This window comes from Streptomyces sp. Y309 (assembly GCF_056712025.1).
In genome coordinates this window covers 291,127-310,867 of record NZ_CM160048.1, presented here as the reverse complement: position 1 = coordinate 310,867, position 19,741 = coordinate 291,127, and the positions used below count along the sequence as shown (strand labels likewise).

The following is a 19,741-nucleotide window of genomic DNA, read 5'->3' as shown; positions in this document are numbered from 1 at the left end:
GCCCTGGTGCCAGACGGCCCGCCTGGCCTTGTACTTCTCGCTGTTGAAGCCAGGCTGGCGCCCGTCCGCCGAGCCGCGGCGGCGCCGGTGTCCGACCTGGTCCTCGCTTCTCCGGAATGGTGTGCGGGATCTGCCGTCGGCACAGCGGCGGCCAGTCTCAGTCGGGGCACCCCACCTCGGAGGGGGGTGGCTCAGCGTCGCAGGACCACCGGCTTCTCGGACATCGCCAGTGCCCACTGGGCCTCCTCATCGGCGTTCATGGAACCGACCCACTCGTTGTAGAAGGCCGTGCCTGCTTGCGCGATCGTGCCTGAGTGGACCTCGAAACATGCAAATGCCCAAACACTTGAGCAGACCAGGACGAACTCCTGCGCGGTTACATCCCGAAGGGCGGCGACAGCAGCTTTGGACCAGCGCTGACCTTTCGCGTCATCAGCGAGCATTTCGCCGACGAAAGCCCGGAGATCATCGTGTGCCGTCCGGTAGTGCTTGAAGACGTAGTAATTGAACTGGCCCTGCACCCACTGCGAGTTGAGGGGGCGGGGGACCCACATCCAGCTCCACCCATGGCCGGAGCCTCTGTGAGTAGCTTCTGATTCCGGATAATCGCGGTTGGACATCACGGGTACAAAAGAGTCGTCCGGAGCATCCAGCTCAAGCATGATTCTCCTTTGCGTTCACGTTAGCTCATCCCCCGCATCCGGTTGATCTCGCTCGTCTGCTGCGCCACCACGTCGTTGGCCATCTCCTCGACCAGGAGGTTGTTGCCCTGGGAGAGGGCGTCGGTGGCCATCGTCACCGCGCCGGTGTGGTGCGTGATCATCAGCTTCAGGAACAGTTCGTCGAAGGCCTCGCCCTTGGCCGCGCGCAACTGCTTGAGCTGGGCCGGTGTCGCCATGCCCGGCATTCCCGCGTGGTCGTGGTGACCGTCGTGGCCGGGCTTCGGGGGCTTCGCGCCCGGCTTTCCCTTCTTGGCGTGGGCCTTCTGCCACCGCTCCATCGCGCCGATCTCCGGCTTCTGCGCGGCGGTGATGCGTTCCGCCAGGCGCTTCACCTTCGTGGACTTCGCCCGCTTCGGGGCGAGTTCGGTCATCTCCAGGGCCTGGCGGTGGTGCGGGATCATCTTCTCGACGTACTCGAAGTCCGCGGAGTTCGGGCTGTCGTCGTCGGTTCTCTTCTTCGCGGCGTCCTCGGCGGACAGCGTCGCCGCCGTCTCGCCCGGTTTGCCCGGTGCTATCACCGAAGGCCCGGATGAGGAGGGGGACTTGGCCTTGCTGCCCGAGCCCGAGCCCGAGCCGGAGTCCGGGCCTGAGTCGCAGGCGCCCAGTACGAGGACGGCGGCCGCGAGCAGCCCGGTGGCGGCACAGGCGCGCATGACGGACGCGGTGGACGCGGCGGACGTACGACGGTGGAGCACGGCGACCTCCTGTGGCACGCGGGGCAGTTGGGTCCGTTCCTAGCACGCCGACGAGCGTGAGTGATCAGAAATGTTCATTACGACTGGGTTGGCATCTGTTGATTTGTACATGAGGAGCACGATACTGCGGGTGTCCGTGAACCGTTCGTCCCGAACGGCCACAAGGGAGGACGCAGTGACCCTGTTGAACAGACCCCGAAAGCGCCGCAGACACCTGGGAGTTGCGGCGGCCGCGGCCGGGCTGCTCGCCGCGCTGCTGACCGCGGCGCCCGCCGGGGCGACCCCGGACCCGGGAGACACCCCCAAGGCACCCAAGAAGGTGTCCAAGAGCGACGCCGCCGACACCAAGGAGGCGATAGCCGACGGCAAGATCCCCGCGCCGGACGAGATAGTCCACTCGGACAACGTCGAGCACCTCACCAACATCCCCAAGGACGCGCTGCCCGGCACGAACTCGGACCTCGCCTTCCAGGGCAAGTACGCGTTCGCCGGCAACTACGACGGCTTCCGCATCTTCGACATCAGCAACCCGAAGAAGCCGAAGACCGTCTCGCAGGTCCTGTGCCCGGGTTCGCAGAACGACGTCTCGGTCTCCGGAGACCTGCTGTTCCTGTCGACGGACTCCTCGCGCAGCGACAGCTCCTGCTCCAGCACCACGCAGCCCGCCACGGAGAAGTCGTCCTGGGAGGGCATGAAGGTCTTCGACATCAGCGACAAGAAGAACCCGCGGTACGTCGCCGCCGTCGAGACCGCCTGCGGCTCGCACACCCACACGCTGGTCCCCGAGCGCCGCGACGTCTACGTGTACGTCTCCTCGTACGCGCCGAACGCCGCCTTCCCCGACTGCCAGCCGCCGCACGACGGCATCTCCGTCATCAAGGTGCCGCGCAAGGCCCCGCACAAGGCCGCGCTGGTCGGCTTCCCCGTGCTGTTCCCGGGTGAGGGCCCGGACGGCGGCGGCAACCCGGGCGGGCCCACCAACCCGGGCGTCTCCAAGACCACCGGCTGCCACGACATCACGGTCCTGCCCTCCAAGGACCTCGCGGCGGGCGCCTGCATGGGTGACGGCATCCTGTTCTCCATCAAGGACCCCGAACGCCCGAAGGTCATCGACCGCGTCCAGGACAACGTGAACTTCGCGTTCTGGCACTCGGCGACCTTCAACCAGCGTGCCGACAAGGTCGTGTTCACCGACGAGCTCGGCGGTGGCGGCGGCGCCACCTGCAACGCCGAGGTCGGCCCGAACCGCGGCGCCGACGGCATCTACGACATCAAGGGCCGGGGCGACAACCGCAAGCTCGTCTTCAAGAGCTACTACAAGATCCCTCGCCACCAGGCGGACACCGAGAACTGCGTGGCCCACAACGGCTCGCTGATCCCCGTCAAGGGCAAGGACCTCATGGTCCAGGCCTGGTACCGGGGCGGCGTCTCCGTGTGGGACTTCACCAACTCGTCCAAGCCCCAGGAGATCGCGTACTTCGAGCGCGGTCCGATCTCCGCCGATGAACTGGTCGGCGGCGGCTCCTGGTCGGCGTACTACTACAACGGCCATATCTACTCGAACGACATGGTCAAGGGCTTCGACGTACTGAAGCTCAAGGACAAGCGCACCGCACCCGCCGAGAAGGTGCGACTGCGCGAGCTCAACGTGCAGACGCAGCCGGAGTACTTCGGTTGGCACGACTGACCGACGCCACGACTGACCGACGCGCGGGGCGAGAACGCCCGGGGGCCGTCCGGTGCATGCCGGACGGCCCCCTTCTCGGCTGCGGGGGCGGGCGGTCAGTACCCGACCCGCAGGCCGTGTGCCTCGAGCACGGGTGCCACCGGCTGGTGGAAGGTCGTGCCGCCCGAACTGCAGTTGCCGCTGCCCCCGATGCTGAACCCGAGCGCCGCGGTCCCACTGAAGGCCGGGCCGCCCATGTCGCCCGGCTCCGCGCAGAGGTTGGTCCGGAAGAGGCCGTTCACGACGCCCTCGGGGAAGGTAATGGTGTTGTTCACCGACTGCACGATGCCGCAGTGCAGGCCGGTGGCGGATCCCACCCGGCACACCTGCTGGCCGACCATGGGGTGCGCGGCCCGGTCGATGCGGTACGACTGCGCGCCCGCGCCGACCACGCTCGGGTAGGAGTAGTCGGGGTTGGTGTAGCGGACGAGGGCGTAGTCGCTGCCGGGGAAGACGGACACCTCGGTGACCCCGATGGGCACGGTCCGGGCCGGGTCGGCGAACCAGCGGCTGCCGACGGTGGCGCAGTGGCCGGGCATGATCCCGTAGAACTGGGTGCCGTTCGTGGCGTTGAAGGCCACCGTGCAGCGGCCGCCGGCGGAGCTGAAGAGCTGGTCGCCGCCGCGGATCACGCCCGCCGCCGTCTGTCCCGCGGCGGCCGCGACCCCGGTGGGGGCCGCGAGGAGGGCGAGCGTCGCGAGTACGACGGTGAGGACCTGGGCCAGGATGGTACGGAGCCTCATAGCGCGTCCTGTCGGGAGTGGGGGGCCGGGGCGCCCGTCATTGTCGCCGAGCCCGGCCGCCACGGCGACGATGTGGGCAACCTCCGTTACACATAGGGGAGTTGGCGATCCCCCGATGCCTGCCGGGACCCCCTCAGTGAAGCGGCGCCTCACGCCCCTGCCCGTACCCGCACCGTCACCGAACGCGCCGCCGGAGCGTGGGCGTCGTTGAACGCGCGGATCAGCAACGTGTGGCGCCCGGGACGCAGGTGCGCGGTCGCCGTGAGGCTGCCGTCGGCCGGGTCGAAGCGGTGCGCGATCCGCTCGCCGTCCACGTCGACGGTGAGGCGCGCCGGATCGACGCCCGACACCGCGTCCGTGATCCGCGCGGTGAGCCGGACGGTCGGGCCGGTGACCGAGGCGCCGTCCTTGGGGGCGACCTTGTCGATCACGGGGGCGAGGGCGGGCTGCTTGCCGGGCCTGCCTCCCGGGCGCCTTCTGCGGCGCTGGATCCGGGCGACGGAGGGCGGCACGGCGTTGCGGCCGGTGCCGGTGCCGGTGCCGGTGTCCGTGTCGGCGGCGTCGGCGCTCTCGTCGGCGTCCCCGAGCCGCGCCTCGAAGATCAGGGGAAGGTCGACCCCGGGGCGCACGCCCTTCCCCGCCGTGACCGTGAACTCCGCCGCGACCCGGCCCCCCGCGGGCACCCGCACCCGCGCCCGGCGCGGCGCCACCGACCAGCCGCCGAAGGCCCGCCCGGACACCGTCACCGTCTGCGGGCCGGCGTTGAAGTTGTAGACGTCGACCGCCATCCGCGTCGAGGGGCCGAGCCGGTAGCCGAGGGGCGGTTCGGCGTCGCCGTCCTCCTTGTTGGGCGCGGCGTCGGCAGCCGCGTACCGCTGGCTCAGGACGATGTGTTCCGCGGCGGACAGCGGCCGCGGCCGGGCGTGGTCGTCACCGGCCGGAGGCTTGGGGCGGCGGGGCGGCGGCGCCTCGGTCACCAGGTAGAGCGGGTCGCGGGACGCGGCCACCCGCACGGTGCCGCGGGCCGACCGCGCGGGGGTGCCGCGGGCGGCGCCCATGATGTCGTACACACGCGTCGCCCCGTCCGGCACCGGCACGTCCACGTCCCGCTGCTCGGCCGCGCACACCACGGTCACCGTGCGCCCGGCGCCGTCCCCGAAGACGAACCCGGCCACGTGCGGCAGCAACTCCTCCAGCAGAGCGGAGTAGTTGGCCTCGCCCAGGAGCCCGGTCAGGGCGGCGTACGCGCTGTACGCGGGCAGCGGCTGGAAGTCCCGGCTGAGCAGGGCGAACGACACGCCCTCGTCGGTGCACGGCGGGCCGCAGAACCAGAACTGCCGGTCCGTGCCCGCCGCCAGGCTCTGCACCGTGGACAGGACGAGATAGCGCGCCTGGGTGCGCTGCGTCGCGTACGCCAGATCGATGCCGGGCTCGGCGGGCAGGAAGGCGCCGGACTCCGTCATCCACAGCGGCGTCGCCGCGCCGAACCGCTCCCGCAGCCCCTCCTGGTCCTCCGCCGACGACGGGAAGTCGGGGTCGGTGTCGTCCAGCGGCGGATAGCCGTGGAAGCTCCACACGCCGGCGTACCGCACCACGTCGTTCTGCAGCATCAGCTCCTGGAACACGCCCTCCCCGGCGATGCCGGGAAGCACGACCGGCGGCGCGTCCGGCTGGTCGGCGATGCCGAGCGCCGCCGCCTTGACGTACGCGGCGTGCTGGTCGCCGGTGCTCGCGGTGGCGTCCACGTCGGGCTCGTTCGAGAGCTGCAACGCGTCCGCCACGACCCGCTTGCCGCGTCCCGCCAGGTGCGCGGCGTAACGATAGGCGTCCCGCAGATCGGCGGGCAGCGGCACTGAGATCTCCGTCAACGCCCAGTCCGGCGGCGGCGAGACGACCTCCAGGACCTTCAGCCCACACTTCTGGAAGACGTCGACGACGCCCTCGTGGAGGCTGCTGTCGAACGGCCCGCCCGGCTTGCGCTGCGCGGCGGGCCAGGCACTTCCGTCGCGTACGTGACGCACGCCCATCGCCTTCATCGCCGTCGCCAGGGCGGGCAGCAGGGGAGGCGGCACCAGGGCGTGCGTGAAGACGTTCACGCCGAAGCGGTTGGCCGGGCCGGCCACCGCCCGGCGCGCGGGCAGGTGCGCGAAGTACCCGGTGACCGTGTCCTTGGGGGCCGTGGTCAGCGCCGCGACGGCCCGGAAGTTGCCGGGCGGCAGCACGGGCAGCGGCACCGATGCCTCCCGGGAGCGCGCGGGGACCGGCACGCGCCCCGAGGCCACCTGCCGGGAGAAGTAGTCGAGGACCTCGTAGGTCACCGTCAGCGGGCGCGGCGCCGCCGCGTTCAGTCCGAAGCGCAGCGCCGCCAGGGCCTCGCCCCGGTAGTGGCCGAGGTTGTCCGCCGCCGGACCCCGCAGCCGTACGGAGCTCAGTGCCACCGGTACCGGGGTGAGGGTGAACTCGTCCAGGAGGAAGCGGTAGCCGGTGTAGTCGTCCAGGACCGTCGGCCCGTCGACCGTGAACGTGAGGGTGTTGGCGCCCCGGCGCAGCTCGACCTCGCCGAGGGTGAGCCGGGACAGGTCGCCCCACGCCTTCGGGGACTCGTACCAGTACGGCTGGGAGCGGGTGACGGGCTCCGCCCGCCCGCCGTTGACGGCGAGCCGGACATACGAGCCCGTCTCCTCGATGTGCGGCTGCTCCACCGGGACCGTCGCGACCGCCTGCAGCCGGTACGGTCCGGCGGCCGGGACGTCGACGGTGTACGTGGCGTACCAACCCCCGCGCGGCGGAGGGGACTTGGCGGTCGTCAGCGAGAGGAAGGCGCCGCCGGACGCCCTCGGGTCCCTGGCCGTGGGGATGGTGCTGCGCGTCGGGGACTCGCCCCGCACGGTGATCTCGGAGGCGCCCCAGCCGCTGTCGGGCGGCGTCGTCGCGGCCGTTGCCGCCGATGTCGTCGATGTCGCTGTTGTCTTCGTCCTCGCAGCGGCGGCCGTGGCCGTCAGGGCGAGCCCCGCGGCGAAGCCTCCGGCGACGGCTGTGCGTCGGTCGATGCTCATGCCTTCCAGCACACCGTGGCGCGGGCGCGCGGGCGTCCTGCCCGGGCAGGGAGTCGACCCCGGCCACCTGGCCCAGTCCGTCTCCACCCATGGGTGGAGACAGGCGCCGGTAGGGTCGAAGAGTGGGACGGGGAGCGGTACGCGCAGGCCCGGGGGCCGCCGACGTGGCGGTGCCCTCCGTGCTGCTGACGGGGCATCTGCTGGGCCTCGTGCTCTCGGGGGCGCTGACCGGGTCCGGCGACGGCGGGCAGGCCGTCTGGCAGGTGCTGGTCGGCGTCCTCGCCATGGCCGTGGCCGCCGCCGCGCTGGTGTGGCGCGGGACGGCGCCGGTGCCGGTCTTCGGCGTGGCGCTCCTCGCCGACGGGGCGGCGGAAGCGCTGCTTCCGCAGTCGGCGCTGACGCCCGCGCTGCCCTGCGCGCTGTGGATCGCGCTGTTCTCGCTGGCCGCGCACCGCGCCGTCCCGCCGACCGTGCACGGCACCTTCCCGCAGGCCGCGCACAGCACCTTCCCGCAGGCCGCCGCGCACGGCACCGCGCGGCGCGCGCTCGGGGCCGCCGCTCTGGCCACCGCCGTGCTCCCGCTGCACGGGATCCCCGTGCCCGGTACCGGAGACGACGACGCGTCGGGAAGGCTGTTCGACGCACTTCTCGCGGGCGCGTTGCTGCACCTCGTGATCGTGCTGTGCGGCCGTCTGCGCCGGCACCGCACCGCCCGCCGCGCGCAGGTGCTCGCCCGCCTGGCCGCGGTGGAACGCGAACGCCGTGCGGCGGCGGCCGCCGAGCGCGAGCGCCTCGCCCGCGACCTCCACGACGCCGCCGGACACCACCTCACCGCCGTCGCCGTGCAGGGCGCCGTCGCCCTGCGCCTCGCCGACGACCGCCCCGAACTGGCCGCGGAGGCGCTGGCCGCGGGCGCCGCGACCGGCCGGGACGTCCTCGACTCGCTGGGCCGGCTCGTCGCGGTCGTCGGCGACGAGACGGCCGAGGGCGGCGCACCCCACGAGTCCGTCCCGAAGCTGTGCGCGGGCCTGGCGCGCCTCGGCTTCCCCGTCACCTTCACCGTCGAGGGCCGTCCCCGCCCGCTGCCGGGCGATGCCTCCGTGGTCGTGTACCGGATCGTCCAGGAGTCCCTGACGAACGCGATGCGGTACGCGGCCGGGGCGCAAGTCGCGGTACGCCTGCGGTACGACGCGGGGGAGTTGAGGGTCGCGGTGCTCAACGAGAGCCCGTCGGCCGGACTTTCGGACGTGGGCGGCGCGTCGGCGGCGGCCGTCGGTGGCGCGTCGTCTGCGGTCATCGGCGGCGCGTCGCTGGGCACGGGCCGGGGACTCGCGAGCATGCGGGAGCGGGTCGCGGGCGCGGGGGGAGAAGTGAGTGCCGGGCCGACCGGCGGTGGAGGATGGGCCGTTGAGGCGAGCTTGCCGATTCCGGGGGCCCGGCCGCGGGTTCGGGCCCTGACCGTGGACGCGGTGGCGTTCGTCCTCTGCACCGCACTGCCGCTCCTGCTGGCGCACGCCGGATCGGACCCACTCCTGACCGACCTGAACCCGGCCCAACTGACTGCCCTGGCCGTTCTGTTGACCGTCCACGCGGCCCCGCTGTTCCTGCGGCGGCGCGCACCCGTCGCCGCCCTCGCTGCCATGCTGACGACGACGCTCGGCTGGTCGGCGGCGGCCGCCCTGGGGCTGCTCCCCTTCGACTGGCTGGGGCCGCTCCCCCTGACATGGACGGCGGAGCTGGCCGCGCTGCACGCGGTCGGCGCGTACGGTCCGGCCCGCGCGACCTGGCCCGCCCCCGTGGCCGTCGGTCTCGTCGGCGGCATCGCGGCCGGTCTTGCGGTGGCGGGGGACCCGGGGGAGTCGGCGGGCCCCGGCGCGGTCGCGCTGCACGCGGCCCTCGGCCTCGCCACCGTGCCCTGGCTGCTGCCCGTCTGGGCCCTCGGCCTGCTCACCCGCGCCCGGCGCGGCGACGGCGGCCCCTGGGAGCGGCGCGTGCTCGACACGGTCGCGGCCCGGGTCGGCGAGGCGGTGGCCGACGAGCGGCGGCGCGTCGCCACGGGCCTGCACGCCACCGTCGTCGGGCGCACCGTCGCTCTCGTACGGCACGCGGAGGCGGGCCTCGCCGGGACCACCGACGCGAGGACGGCGCTGACCGAGGTCACCGGCGGGGCACGCGCGGCGCTGGCGGGCCTGCGGGAGCTTCTGGACGCGCTGGAGGATCCGGAAGTTCCGGCTCCCGTCGTGCCAGTGCCAGTGCCGGTGCCGGTGCCGGTGCCGGTGCCGGTGCCTGCGGCCGTCGACGACATCTCTGCTGTCCCGGGCAGCACCCCCGCCGTACCAGGCAGCATCTCGGCCGAACCGCCAGCATCCCCCGCCGTACCGGGCAGCATCCCGCCCGTACCCGGCGGCACCCCCGCCATGAAGGAGGCAGACGCATGACCGTCCGCGTGGTCGTCGTGGACGACCAAGCCGTCGTCCGCGCCGGATTCGCGGCCGTCATCGACGCCGAACCCGGCCTGACCGTGGCCGGACAGGCGGCGGACGGCGCCGAGGCGCTGGAACTCGCCCGCGCCTGCCGCCCCGACGTGGTCCTGATGGACATCCGCATGCCGGGCATGGACGGCCTGACGGCGACGCGCCTGCTGACCGCGATGGACCCGCCCGTGCGGGTCCTGGTGCTCACCACGTTCCGCCGCGACGAGTACGTCTTCTCCGCGCTGCGCGGCGGCGCGTCCAGATTCCTGCTCAAGGACTGCGAACCCCAGGACCTCGTCGACGCCATCCGTACCGTCGCCGCCGGTGAGGCGCTCCTCGCCCCCGAGATCACCCGCCGCCTCATCGACGCCTTCGCCACCGGCACGGTCGGCCCGAGGGCCCGTCCGGACGGCCGCCTCGACGCCCTCACCGGGCGCGAGCGCGACGTCCTGCGCGAGGTGGCCCGTGGCCTCAGCAACCCCGAGATCGCGGCGGTCCTCGGCATCGGCCGCTCCACCGTCAAGACGCACATGAACGCCCTGCTGGCCAAGCTGTCCCTGCGGGACCGCGCGCAGGCGATCATCTTCGCGTACGAAGTGGGCCTCGCGAGCCCCGGGGACCCCAACAGCCCCTCCTGACCCGCATGGGAGCATGTGGGACCGCCGCAACCGTGGGGAAACGGGGAGAGGGGCAGCGTGGCGCAGCAGCTCATGTCGTACCGGGTGGACTACCGCACGGACCCACCGCGGATCGTCAACTGGCGGCCGCCCCAGAGGTCGCGCGACGGCGGCGAACTCGCCTGGCTGCGCCGCGACCACGAGCTCGACCACGGCCATGGCACCCCGGCGAGCGGATGGCACGCCTCCGTACGCACCTTCCACATCAGCGTGGACGAGTCGGCCCCGCTTGCCCGTGTCCGGACCGAGCAGCACCTGGGCCGGGGTCGGGCCGTGTACCTCGTCGACGACGGGTACGGCGCCCCGCTCGGCAGGATCACCTACCGCCGCCGCCCGTTCGCCCGGTCCGAGTGGACCGTGGAGCCCACCGTGGGCCCGGCCGTGCGCGGCCGCAAGGGCCGCCTGTTCTGGTGGGCGGTGTGGTGGCCCTGGGGACTGATGTTGAGCTGGGTGTCCACGATCATGGCCGTATTCGCCGAGGGCGACGGCGGGTTCGGCCCGCCCCGCCGGGTGACCTGGCGCGACGACTCCCACCGCGCGCACCTCGTCTATCGGGGCATCGCCGACGAGTACCAAGTCCTGGAAGAGGGCTGGGACCCCCGCCTGGTGAGCGCGCTCGTGGGCCTGCACCAGTCCTTCGACCCGTCGGAGGGCGCGCCGTCGGCAGGCTGGTACGGAACGTGAACGGCGCGGTCCCGCGCGACGGATGTCACCGTGGCCCGGTGCGACTGCCTCGCGCGCTCAGCCTGCGGATCGGCGCGATCAGCATCCGGTAGACCGGCCGCACCGCACGGCCGGGAAGGCGGCGGTGACGCTCCTCCTTCCAGACCCTTGCCCTGGGGTGTCCCGCGATGGGCGACCACCGGTCGGGATCCGGGGGCCGGGACGTGTGGCACTCGATGCGGCACAGGTGCTTCGTGCTGACGAAGCCGTACTGGCTGGGGCTGACCAGCCGTAGCGGAGCGCCGTGGTCGCCGTCGATCGGTCGTCCGTCGAGGCGGTCGGCGATGAGGACGTCGTCGGCCAGTGCGTCCTCGAGCAGCACGGTCGACCGATAGCCGTCGAGTCCTTGGAAGGTGAAGTGGCTGATCGGCGCGCCCGTGGTGGGCAGCGGTTCGACCCACGTGCGGTAGACGGCCGCGAACGCGACGCCTTCCCACCGCAGGTCGGTCGCCGACCAGCCCGCGACGCAGTGGAAGTCGGCGCCGAGCTCTTGTCGTGGCAGCTCTGCCAGGTCGGCCGGGGTCAGGGTGACGGTCTCGGTCAGGTCCCCGCCGATCTCGATCACCGGGTCGGCGGGGACGGGCGGGGGCGGGTGCTGCAAGTGGGTGCCGAAGCGCGGGAATCCGTCGACGGCACGTTGGCCTGGGGGAAGCGTCATGTCGATCCTCCCGTGTGCGTGTGTCGGGCCCTCGATCCATACAGGGCTGTATGGATATCGACAGTAGGCTGATCCGTACAGGGCTGTATAGATGACGGAGAGGTGACCTGCACCATGGCCGTGGCGCGCACCCCGCGCAGCAGTTGGATCGCCGCAGGCCTGCGGGCCTTGACCACCGGCGGGGTGGAGGCGGTACGGATCGAGGCGTTGGCGCGAGCCCTCGGCGTCACCAGGGGCGGCTTCTACTGGCACTTCACCGACCGTCAGGCCCTGCTGGTGGACATGCTCGACGCCTGGGAACAGGACGTGACCACGGGCGTCATCGAGAAGGTCGAGGCCGGCGGCGGTGACGCGCGCACGAGGCTGCGGCGGCTGTTCTCCGTCGCCGCTTCCGGAGACGGCCTGCTCACGGACATCCACACGGACTTCGCGGTGCGTGACTGGTCGCGGCGCGACTCCGCGGTGGCGGAACGGATGCGGCGCGTCGACAACCGGCGGATGACCTACCTGCGGCGGCTGTTCGGCGAGTTCTGTGCCGATCCCGACGAGGTCGAGGTCCGCTGCACGCTGTGCTTCACGGTGTGGATCGGCAACCGCCTGCTCACCGTCGACCACGGCGAACGCACCCCGGCCGAGGTCATGGAACTCATCCAGCGCCGACTCCTCGAGTAGGGGCGGCGTTCGTGTGGTGCCCCGGACCCGGCGAAAGCACTGGGTCCGGGGCTGTTGAGTGGGGCTATGCGGTGTCCCTGCGGTACTGCGCGGGCGAGTTCTTCGTGCCCTCGTCCTCGTACGACCCGGCCTTGCCCCGGTCCACATGGAACGTCGTCAGCGTGCTGACGGGCGAGCGCGGGTCGCGGCGGTCGCCGATGACCCGCATGTGCGCGCTGAACCGCTCCGGCGTCACCTCGTACACGTCGTAGCCGTACCGGTTGCCCTCGAAGTACTTCAGGTGCGGATTGGCCCTGCCCATCAGCGGGCCGTTGGCCGCGTTCCAGTCCGCGGAGTACGCGCCGGAGGTCACCGAGTGCGCGGTGAACTCCGTGCCCACCAGCGGCGATCCCGGCTCGTCGAAGTCGGTGCGGACGTCGTCGACGAACGCCGAGTGCCAGTCACCGGTGATGACGACCAGGTCCTCCAGGCCGCTCTTGTGCACGTGCCCGAGGACCTCCTTGCGTTCGGCGAGGAAGCCGTCCCACTGGTCGGTGAACATGTACGAGCCGCCGGGACGCCCCCGGAGCTGGCTCAGCATGATCGAGTTGGCCCACACGTGCCAGGCGTCGGGGGCGCGGTCGACGGTCTTCTTCAGCCACGCCTTCTGCTCGGCGCCCAGGATCGTGCCGTCCGGCAGGTTCTGCGCCGAGCGGTACGAGCGCAGGTCGAGGACGGCGAGCTCCAGCAGGTCGCCCCAGCGGCGCACGCGGTGGATCTCGGGGTCGGGCAGGGCGGAACCGCCGAAGGAGTCGCGGTGCGGCATGTGCTCGAACCACGCCTGGTACGCGGCCGCGCGCCGCCGCATGAACGGGGCGCCGCCGCCGGTGCCGCTGTAGTCGTTGACGACCTCGTGGTCGTCCCAGGTCAGGAACCACGGGTGGGCGGCGTGCGCCTCGCGCAGCGACTTGTCGCCCTTGTACAGGGCGTGCCGTTTGCGGTAGTCGGCGAGCGTGAGGATCTCCGGCCCGTCGTGGTCGCGTACGTGCTTCTCCGGTACGCCGCCGACCTGGCCGTGCTCGTAGATGTAGTCGCCGAGGTGGACGACGAAGTCGACGTTCTCGCGCGCGATACCGCGGTGGGCCGCGTAGTAACCGTCGTGGAACGCCTGGCAGTTGGCGGCCGCGAAGGTGACCTTGGAGACGCGGCCGCGCGGCGCCGTCTTCGTACGCCCGACGCGGCTGGTCCTGCCGAGGGCCTTGAACGCGTACCAGTAGTGCCGTCCCGGAGCGAGGCCGCCCACCGGGACGTGCACGCTGTGGCCGAGCGTCGCCGACGCCGGCGCGGTGCCGCGGGCGACGACGCGGCGCAGCCGGGCGTCCTTGGCGACGACCCACTCGACCTCGACGACCTCGGGCAGTCTCTGCTCGGCCGCCAGAGGTTCGGGCGCGAGTCTGGTCCACAGCACCACGGAGTGCGGCTGCGGATCGCCGGACGCCACGCCGAGCGTGAAGGGCGCGCGGTCGTACTCGGCGCCCAGATTCTCGGCGGCCTCGCGGGCCTGCGCCGGGGTGAGGCCCGGGGCGAGCGGCCAGGCGAGGCTGAGCGCGCCGGCGGCCGCGGCGGACTTGAGCAGGTCACGGCGGTTGACGGTCATCGGCGGCCTCCGGTGGCGCTGAGGGTGAGGGAAAGGGCGTCCGCGTAGCCGTCGTTGGAGGTTCCGCCGCCGCTGCGCGTGAAGACGAGCAGGACCCGCGCGGAGCGGGCGGTGGGCGGCACGGCGGCCTCGGCCGTGCGCTCCACGAGCCCGGTCTTGCTTTGGCGGTCGGCCGCGCTCACGGGGCCGAGGACGCTGAGGGCGACCGGGGTGCCCTTGGCGTCACGGAACTCCACGGAGAGGCGCGCGCCGTCCTCCTGCCCGGCGTAGCCCCCGAGCCAGCCGGCCAGGGTGTACCGCACCTTGCCCGCGTCGACGGCGCGGCGTCCGGTCGGACCGCTCCTCGGCAGGTCGATGTCCTGCACCAGCGCGGTGCGCGGGCTGTTGCCGCCCGAGAAGAAACGGCTGCCGCGGCGGGCCGGGCCGGGGTCCGACGCGGTCGGGTAGCCGCCGCCGAGACTGTAGGCGATGAGCGCGGGGGCGCCCTGGGCGACCTTCCAGCCGCGGACCGTCGCGACGGGGTCGGCGGTGCCGCCGGACCCGCTCTCCGCGTCGCCGTTGACGACGAGATTCACGCACGCCTCCTGTGATCGGTGAGTTGAGCGCGGTCAGCCCACCAGCCCCGCGTGAACCAGGAGAAGCATTCCGGCGAATTCTGTTACCACCGCCACTTTTGTCACGGCCGCAGCTACCACCGCTGTCACCGCTGCTGAAACCGCCGCTGTTGCCGCTGCTGTGGTCGTCGCCCAGCCTCGCGGGCTGGGCCGCATGTGTCTCGCGGGCTAGGTTGTGCGGCGGCAGCGGGCCGACCCGGGGGAGTTCTCATGTCGTACGACGCATCGCTCATCAACAGCAACGTGCCGCACTCCGCCCGCATCTGGAACTACTGGCTGGGCGGCAAGGACTGCTACGAGGTCGACCGTCGCGTCGGCGACGAGATCCGGGCGGCCAACCCGGAGATCACCGACATCGCCCGGGCCCAGCGGGGCTTCCTGGTGCGTGCCGTGACCCACCTCGTCACCGAGGCGGGAATCCGCCAATTTCTGGACATCGGCACCGGGCTGCCCACCGCGGACAACACCCACGAAGTCGCCCAGCGGTGCGCCCCCGAGGCCCGCATCGTGTACGTCGACCACGACCCGATCGTGCTGGCCCACGCCGAGGCCCTGCTCACCAGCACGCCGGAGGGCGCGACGGACTACATCCAGGCCGACCTGCGCACGCCCGAAGCCATCCTCGAACGTGCCGCCCGCACCCTGGACTTCACGCGACCCGTCGCCCTGATGCTGCTCGGCATCACCGCACACATCACCGACGACTCCGTCTACGCCGTCGTCGGCCGCCTGACCGACGCCCTGCCCTCCGGCAGCCACCTGGTGCTCTGCGACGACACCGAAGTGGTCCGGCCCGAGCGGATGCGCGAGATGATCAGGCAGTGGAACGAGTCGGGCGGCAACCCGCGCGTCAACCGCAGCCCGGAGCAGCTCGCCCGGTTCTTCGACGGGCTCGACCTGGTGGAGCCCGGCCTGGTCTCGGTGTCCCGGTGGCGCCCCGACCCGGACGGCCCCGAACCGCCCGCGGAGGTCGACGACTTCGGCGGCGTCGCGCGCAAGCCCTGACCACGGCCGCCCACCGAATCCGTCCCACCGTCCCTTCCTGCGGCTCCTTTCCGCCTTCCGCTGTCTCTTTACTTCCGTCGCGTCAACCTCCCGGCCCCCGCAGCCCTCTTCCTGTTCAACGGCCCGCCCACCTGACCAGAGGGCCGGGAACAAGGAGGGGAACTGTGCGCACGCACAGATGGAGAAACATCGCCCTGGCGACCGGCATGGCCGGGGTCCTCGCGGCCACGGGTGCCAGCGCCGTCGCCGAGACCGGCACCACCGCCACGCCCCAGGCGCCCGACCTGCGGGCCGACGTGAACCGGGACGGCGCCGTCGACGTCGAGGGCAGCACCGACACGGACGGCGAGAACACCTGGACGCAGCGGCGCGGCGCGATCGTGCTGCCGAACGTCGACGACGACGCCAAGCGCTGCCCGGTCAAGGACGCACGGGGCAGGCCGCTTTCGGACGCCAAGCTGGCGAAGTGCAACGACGCGTCGGACACCAAGGTCAACGGCGCGCGCGACGCCGCCGACCTGGCCCGGCTGAAGACCGTGCCGCTGCCCAAGACTCCGGCGGGCAGCCACGGCACCGTCAAGGCGGTCGGCACCGGCGCCAAGAAGTCCCGCCTCTTCATCAAGCGCGACGGCCGCTGGTCCCTGCTGCGGCCCACCGACCGGCTGACCACGAAGGAGCTGCGCTCCGGCGTCGAGCTGGGCATCGAGGCGACCGACGTCGTGCGCGACGCGGCGAAGTGGAACGGCGACGTCAAGGTCCGCTTCACCGTCACCGGCGGCGGCACGTCCCGCTCCGACGACGTCGTGCTGCGCACCGCCCCCGTGCTCACCCACCACCACCTGCAGAAGGCCGAGGAAGTCCTCGTCACCAAGGTGAAGGGCGGCGGCGCCTATGGCCGCGCCCAGCGCAAGTTCGTCAAGGACCTGGCCAAGCAGACGAAGGAAGCGGGGATCAGCAAGCCCCTGACCACCTTCACCAAGTACGACGACGTCTGGGCGCAGGACTTCGTCGAGCCCGCCTACGCGAGCATGCCGGGCCCGGGCGGCAAGCAGCGCACGATGCGCATCCTCATCCGCTCCGCGCAGCCGGACCGGGACGCCGGACGCGAGCTGTTCGAGAAGCTGCGCGGCCCGGACGTGGGCGTGGTCCAGGTCAGCGGGGTGCGCGACAACGAGGAGTGGACGCTCAACTCCATGGGCAACCTGGAGACCATCCCGCCGTACACCCAGGGCGGCAAGAGCTACCCCGCCGGACGCATCATCCAGGGCTACCGCAAGGACAACGGCTCCAAGCCCGCCAAGGCGATGCGTACGTTCCTGTCCTCCCAGGGCGCGCAGGCGCCGCTGCTGCTGGACACGTCGTGGCTCTCGGTCGGGCACGTGGACGAGTTCATCCAGTTCCTGCCCGCCGACACCGCGCGCGGCTGGCGCATCGGCGTCGCCGACCCGGCCGCCGGTGTGGAGCTGCTGCGCAAGGCCAAGCGGGACGGCCACGGCGGCAACAAGATGTTCTCCGTGCCGGGCTCCGCCGACATCCCGGCGCCCAAGGAGACCATCGACCAGGTCCTCGCCAAGGCCAAGTTCCACGCCGACAACAAGCTGGCGGCGGACCGCATCAAGGCGAACCTGGACATCCTCAAGCGCGAGACCGGCATCACCGACGAGGAGATCGTCAAGGTGCCCGGCCTCTACGCGCGCGACGGGGACGAGAGCGGCCTCAGCGACAGCCGCAAGCTGCGGCGCATGGGCCCGGACACGCTGCGCAAGTTCAGCCAGCTGCGCGGCGACGACAGCCGCTCCGAGCGGGGTTCCGGCGGCGGCGCCACGGGCAAGGCGGCCGCCTGGCAGAACAGCGCCTACATACCGGGCGCGGTCAACGGCGTCCTGCTCAGCCCGACGCGCTACCTCGCGCCCCAGCAGTGGGGCCCGGTCGTCGGCGGCCGGGACATCTTCACCGAGGCCGTGAACTCCGTGTACGCGAAGGCCGGCTTCACCACGTCCTACGTCGACGACTGGTACACGTACCACATCGGCATGGGCGAGGTGCACTGCGGCACCAACACGCTGCGCGACGCCACCGCGCCCTGGTGGCCCAAGGCGTAAGACACCGCCCAGGGCAGGGCCCCTGCCGAAGGGGCTCTGCCCTGGGCGAATCTGCCGACGGCCAAGAAACCGGCCGATCCCCCTCGTCGCGATCCACAGTGGTCCCACCGACCGAGTGGGCCCACCAAGCGAGTGGTCCCACCGACCGCACCACGACGAGGAGGCCCCGCGATGACACCGCCGCGCACCGACTGGCCGGCGCCCCCGCGCGCCGAGGACGGGGACACCCCCGCCACCCGCTTCGACGACCAACTGGCCGCCCAACTCCTCGGCCAGCGCATCGTGTTCCTGGGCACCCAGGTCGACGAGGTCTCCGCGAACCGGGTCTGCGCCCAGCTCCTGCTGCTGTCCGCCGAGGACCCGCGCACCGACATCAGCCTGTACATCAACAGCCCCGGCGGCTCGGTGCACGCCGGCCTCGCCATCTACGACACGATGCGGCTGATCCCCAACGACGTGTCCACGCTCGCCATGGGATTCGCCGCCAGCATGGGCCAGTTCCTGCTCACCGTCGGCACCCCGGGCAAGCGCCACGCGCTGCCGAACGCCCGCATCATGATGCACCAGCCCTCGGCCGGTGTCGGCGGCACCACCGCGGACATCGCGATCCAGGCGGAGAACCTGGAGTTCACCAAGCGGTCCATCGAGGCCATCACCGCGGAACACACCGGGCAGACCCCGGAGACCATCGCGCGCGACGGCGACCGCGACCGCTGGTTCACGGCCGAACAGGCCAAGGAGTACGGCATGGTCGACCACGTGGTCACGTCGCTCGCCGATGTCCGCCCGGCCGCGTCGAAGCGACGGATGGGACTGTAGACATGGGATACCACGCGACGGCCATGGGACCGAAGGCGATGACCATGAGCCAGTACACGATTCCGACCGTCGTCGAACGCACCCCGCAGGGCGAGCGCGCGTACGACGTCTACAGCCGGCTGCTGTCCGAGCGCATCATCTTCCTCGGCACCGAGATCGACGACGGCGTCGCGAACGTCGTCATCGCCCAGCTGCTCCACCTGGAGTCGGCCGCCCCGGAGCGCGAGATCGCGCTCTACATCAACTCGCCCGGTGGATCCGTCACTTCACTCATGGCGATCTACGACACCATGACGTTCGTCGGCGCGCCGATCTCGACGTTCTGCGTCGGCCAGGCCGCCTCCACGGCGGCCGTGCTGCTCGCGGGCGGCGACCCGGGGCGGCGGTTCGTCCTGGAGCACGCCCGGGTGCTGCTCGGACAGCCCGCGAGCGGCGGCCAGCAGGGCACCGTGTCGGACCTGAGCCTGCACGCCAAGGAGATGATCCGCATCCGCTCCCAGGTGGAGGAGGTCCTTGCCCGGCACACCCACCACGACGTGGCGACGCTGCGCGCCGACACCGACCGGGACAAGGTGTTCACCGCGCGGGAGGCGGTGGAGTACGGGCTCGCCGACGAGGTCGTCAGCCGCCGCCGCGCGACGGTGGGCTGACGCTCCCGGGCGACCGTGGACCGAGGCCGCCGCGCGAGCGCGAACTGGGGCGCGCGGTCTCCGCGTAGCGGGTCACGACCGGCTCCAGGTAGTCCGCGTGCGGCCCGGGGAGGCGCGCAAGGTCGGCCCGGGAGCCGACGAGGGCGATCCGGTCCAGTTCCGGTTCGCGGCCCCGGGCCGTCTCGGCGGACACCAGGGCCGCGAACCGCGCGCGCAATTCCGGCTCCGGACGGCACGCTGCGAGGAACAGGACGCCGACGCTGCCCTGGGCGTCGCGCGTGACGACCCACAGGGCCAGGTCGTCGGGCACCGTCTCGACGCCGGTCTCCTCGGCCAGCTCACGGGCGGCGTGCCGGCGCAGGGCGGCCAGATCGAGGGACCGGTCGCCGGTGGGCGGTTCGACGCATCCGCCCGGCAGTTGCCAGCGGCCGGGCGTGGATGTGGACGGCGCCATGCGTCCCACGAGCAGCCGCCCGCCCCCGGTGGGCTGCACGACATCGACGAAGAAGGAAGGCAGGCACGAGGTGGCGCCGGGCACCCGGCGCAGCGCATAGCGCCGGTACGTCGTCCTGGCCCAGGCGAGCCTGAGGCTCCGCGGCCCCTCCCAGGACAGCCCCGCGCACGCCGCCACCGGCCCGTCGAAGAGGCTCGGGTTGGCTCGGACCGCCGCGTCCCAGACGCGGTCCATGGCCAGCCGTTCGCCGGGCGGCGGCTGCGGCGCCGGTGTCTCGACGAGGCGGATACGGCGTACGTCCAAGAGGTCCACGCC

The 19,741-nt window shown here is 72.2% G+C and carries 17 protein-coding genes; 9 read left to right on the top strand and 8 right to left on the bottom strand.

What is annotated here, in order from left to right; translation table 11 throughout:
- Positions 1-191: 191 nt before the first annotated feature.
- Together AC0KTA_RS01320 and AC0KTA_RS01315 are read right to left on the bottom strand one after the other, a co-directional pair.
- Positions 192-662 (bottom strand): hypothetical protein, encoded by a 471-nt coding sequence (locus tag AC0KTA_RS01320; RefSeq protein ID WP_481053217.1) that lies wholly within the window; start codon positions 660-662, stop codon positions 192-194.
- A gap of 20 nt (positions 663-682) precedes the next feature.
- On the bottom strand, positions 683-1,375 hold the full coding sequence (locus AC0KTA_RS01315; protein ID WP_481056730.1) for a DUF305 domain-containing protein: 693 nt from the start codon (positions 1,373-1,375) through the stop codon (positions 683-685).
- 217 nt (positions 1,376-1,592) lie between these two features.
- On the opposite strand from AC0KTA_RS01315, the gene AC0KTA_RS01310 reads away from it, so the two are divergent.
- Positions 1,593-3,104 carry an LVIVD repeat-containing protein gene (locus AC0KTA_RS01310; RefSeq protein ID WP_481053216.1) on the top strand — a complete coding sequence of 504 codons (1,512 nt, stop codon included), beginning with the start codon at positions 1,593-1,595 and terminating at the stop codon, positions 3,102-3,104.
- A 95-nt stretch (positions 3,105-3,199) separates the two neighbouring features.
- Here the strand turns inward: AC0KTA_RS01310 and AC0KTA_RS01305 are convergent, their stop codons facing one another.
- On the bottom strand, positions 3,200-3,886 hold the full coding sequence (locus tag AC0KTA_RS01305) for a S1 family peptidase (RefSeq protein ID WP_481053215.1): 687 nt from the start codon (positions 3,884-3,886) through the stop codon (positions 3,200-3,202).
- A gap of 149 nt (positions 3,887-4,035) precedes the next feature.
- Positions 4,036-6,942, bottom strand: a complete 2,907-nt coding sequence (locus tag AC0KTA_RS01300) for a carbohydrate-binding protein (RefSeq protein ID WP_481053214.1) — start codon at positions 6,940-6,942, stop codon at positions 4,036-4,038.
- A 122-nt stretch (positions 6,943-7,064) separates the two neighbouring features.
- Between AC0KTA_RS01300 and AC0KTA_RS01295 the strand changes: the two genes are divergently transcribed.
- From AC0KTA_RS01295 to AC0KTA_RS01285, 3 genes are read left to right on the top strand one after another with little or no spacing between them, the layout of a single operon-like run.
- Positions 7,065-9,380 carry a sensor histidine kinase gene (locus AC0KTA_RS01295; RefSeq protein WP_481053213.1) on the top strand — a complete coding sequence of 772 codons (2,316 nt, stop codon included), beginning with the start codon at positions 7,065-7,067 and terminating at the stop codon, positions 9,378-9,380.
- Positions 9,377-10,054: a response regulator gene (locus AC0KTA_RS01290; protein WP_481053212.1), complete on the top strand. Its 678-nt coding sequence runs from the start codon at positions 9,377-9,379 to the stop codon at positions 10,052-10,054. Before AC0KTA_RS01295 ends, AC0KTA_RS01290 begins: the two co-directional genes overlap by 4 nt.
- Positions 10,055-10,111: 57 nt before the next feature.
- Complete coding sequence (locus tag AC0KTA_RS01285; RefSeq protein WP_481053211.1) at positions 10,112-10,777, top strand: hypothetical protein; 666 nt, start codon at positions 10,112-10,114, stop codon at positions 10,775-10,777.
- A 25-nt stretch (positions 10,778-10,802) separates the two neighbouring features.
- Here AC0KTA_RS01285 and AC0KTA_RS01280 read toward each other — a convergent pair whose 3' ends face one another.
- On the bottom strand, positions 10,803-11,474 hold the full coding sequence (locus tag AC0KTA_RS01280) for a molybdopterin-dependent oxidoreductase (protein ID WP_481053210.1): 672 nt from the start codon (positions 11,472-11,474) through the stop codon (positions 10,803-10,805).
- Between the two features lie 114 nt (positions 11,475-11,588).
- Between AC0KTA_RS01280 and AC0KTA_RS01275 the strand changes: the two genes are divergently transcribed.
- Entirely contained in the window at positions 11,589-12,146 is a 558-nt protein-coding gene (locus tag AC0KTA_RS01275; RefSeq protein ID WP_481053209.1) for a TetR/AcrR family transcriptional regulator, read from the top strand.
- Between the two features lie 64 nt (positions 12,147-12,210).
- Here the strand turns inward: AC0KTA_RS01275 and AC0KTA_RS01270 are convergent, their stop codons facing one another.
- Both AC0KTA_RS01270 and AC0KTA_RS01265 read right to left on the bottom strand, forming a co-directional pair.
- Positions 12,211-13,782: an alkaline phosphatase D family protein gene (locus AC0KTA_RS01270; protein ID WP_481053208.1), complete on the bottom strand. Its 1,572-nt coding sequence runs from the start codon at positions 13,780-13,782 to the stop codon at positions 12,211-12,213.
- Entirely contained in the window at positions 13,779-14,357 is a 579-nt protein-coding gene (locus tag AC0KTA_RS01265; RefSeq protein ID WP_481053207.1) for a phosphoesterase, read from the bottom strand. Before AC0KTA_RS01265 ends, AC0KTA_RS01270 begins: the two co-directional genes overlap by 4 nt.
- 249 nt (positions 14,358-14,606) lie before the next feature.
- Between AC0KTA_RS01265 and AC0KTA_RS01260 the strand changes: the two genes are divergently transcribed.
- The 4 genes from AC0KTA_RS01260 (at position 14,607) to AC0KTA_RS01245 (ending at position 18,972) form a co-directional block, all read left to right on the top strand.
- Positions 14,607-15,401: an SAM-dependent methyltransferase gene (locus tag AC0KTA_RS01260; protein ID WP_481053206.1), complete on the top strand. Its 795-nt coding sequence runs from the start codon at positions 14,607-14,609 to the stop codon at positions 15,399-15,401.
- Between the two features lie 206 nt (positions 15,402-15,607).
- The gene (locus AC0KTA_RS01255; RefSeq protein ID WP_481056729.1) at positions 15,608-17,503 is read left to right on the top strand and encodes a protein-arginine deiminase domain-containing protein; all 1,896 of its coding nucleotides are present in this window, start codon (positions 15,608-15,610) and stop codon (positions 17,501-17,503) included.
- A 171-nt stretch (positions 17,504-17,674) separates the two neighbouring features.
- Complete coding sequence (locus tag AC0KTA_RS01250; protein ID WP_481053205.1) at positions 17,675-18,322, top strand: ATP-dependent Clp protease proteolytic subunit; 648 nt, start codon at positions 17,675-17,677, stop codon at positions 18,320-18,322.
- 44 nt (positions 18,323-18,366) lie between these two features.
- Positions 18,367-18,972: a ClpP family protease gene (locus AC0KTA_RS01245; RefSeq protein ID WP_481053204.1), complete on the top strand. Its 606-nt coding sequence runs from the start codon at positions 18,367-18,369 to the stop codon at positions 18,970-18,972.
- Here AC0KTA_RS01245 and AC0KTA_RS01240 read toward each other — a convergent pair.
- Entirely contained in the window at positions 18,944-19,738 is a 795-nt protein-coding gene (locus AC0KTA_RS01240) for an NUDIX domain-containing protein (RefSeq protein WP_481053203.1), read from the bottom strand. The two genes, AC0KTA_RS01245 and AC0KTA_RS01240, sit on opposite strands and share 29 nt — an antisense overlap.
- Positions 19,739-19,741: the final 3 nt, after the last annotated feature.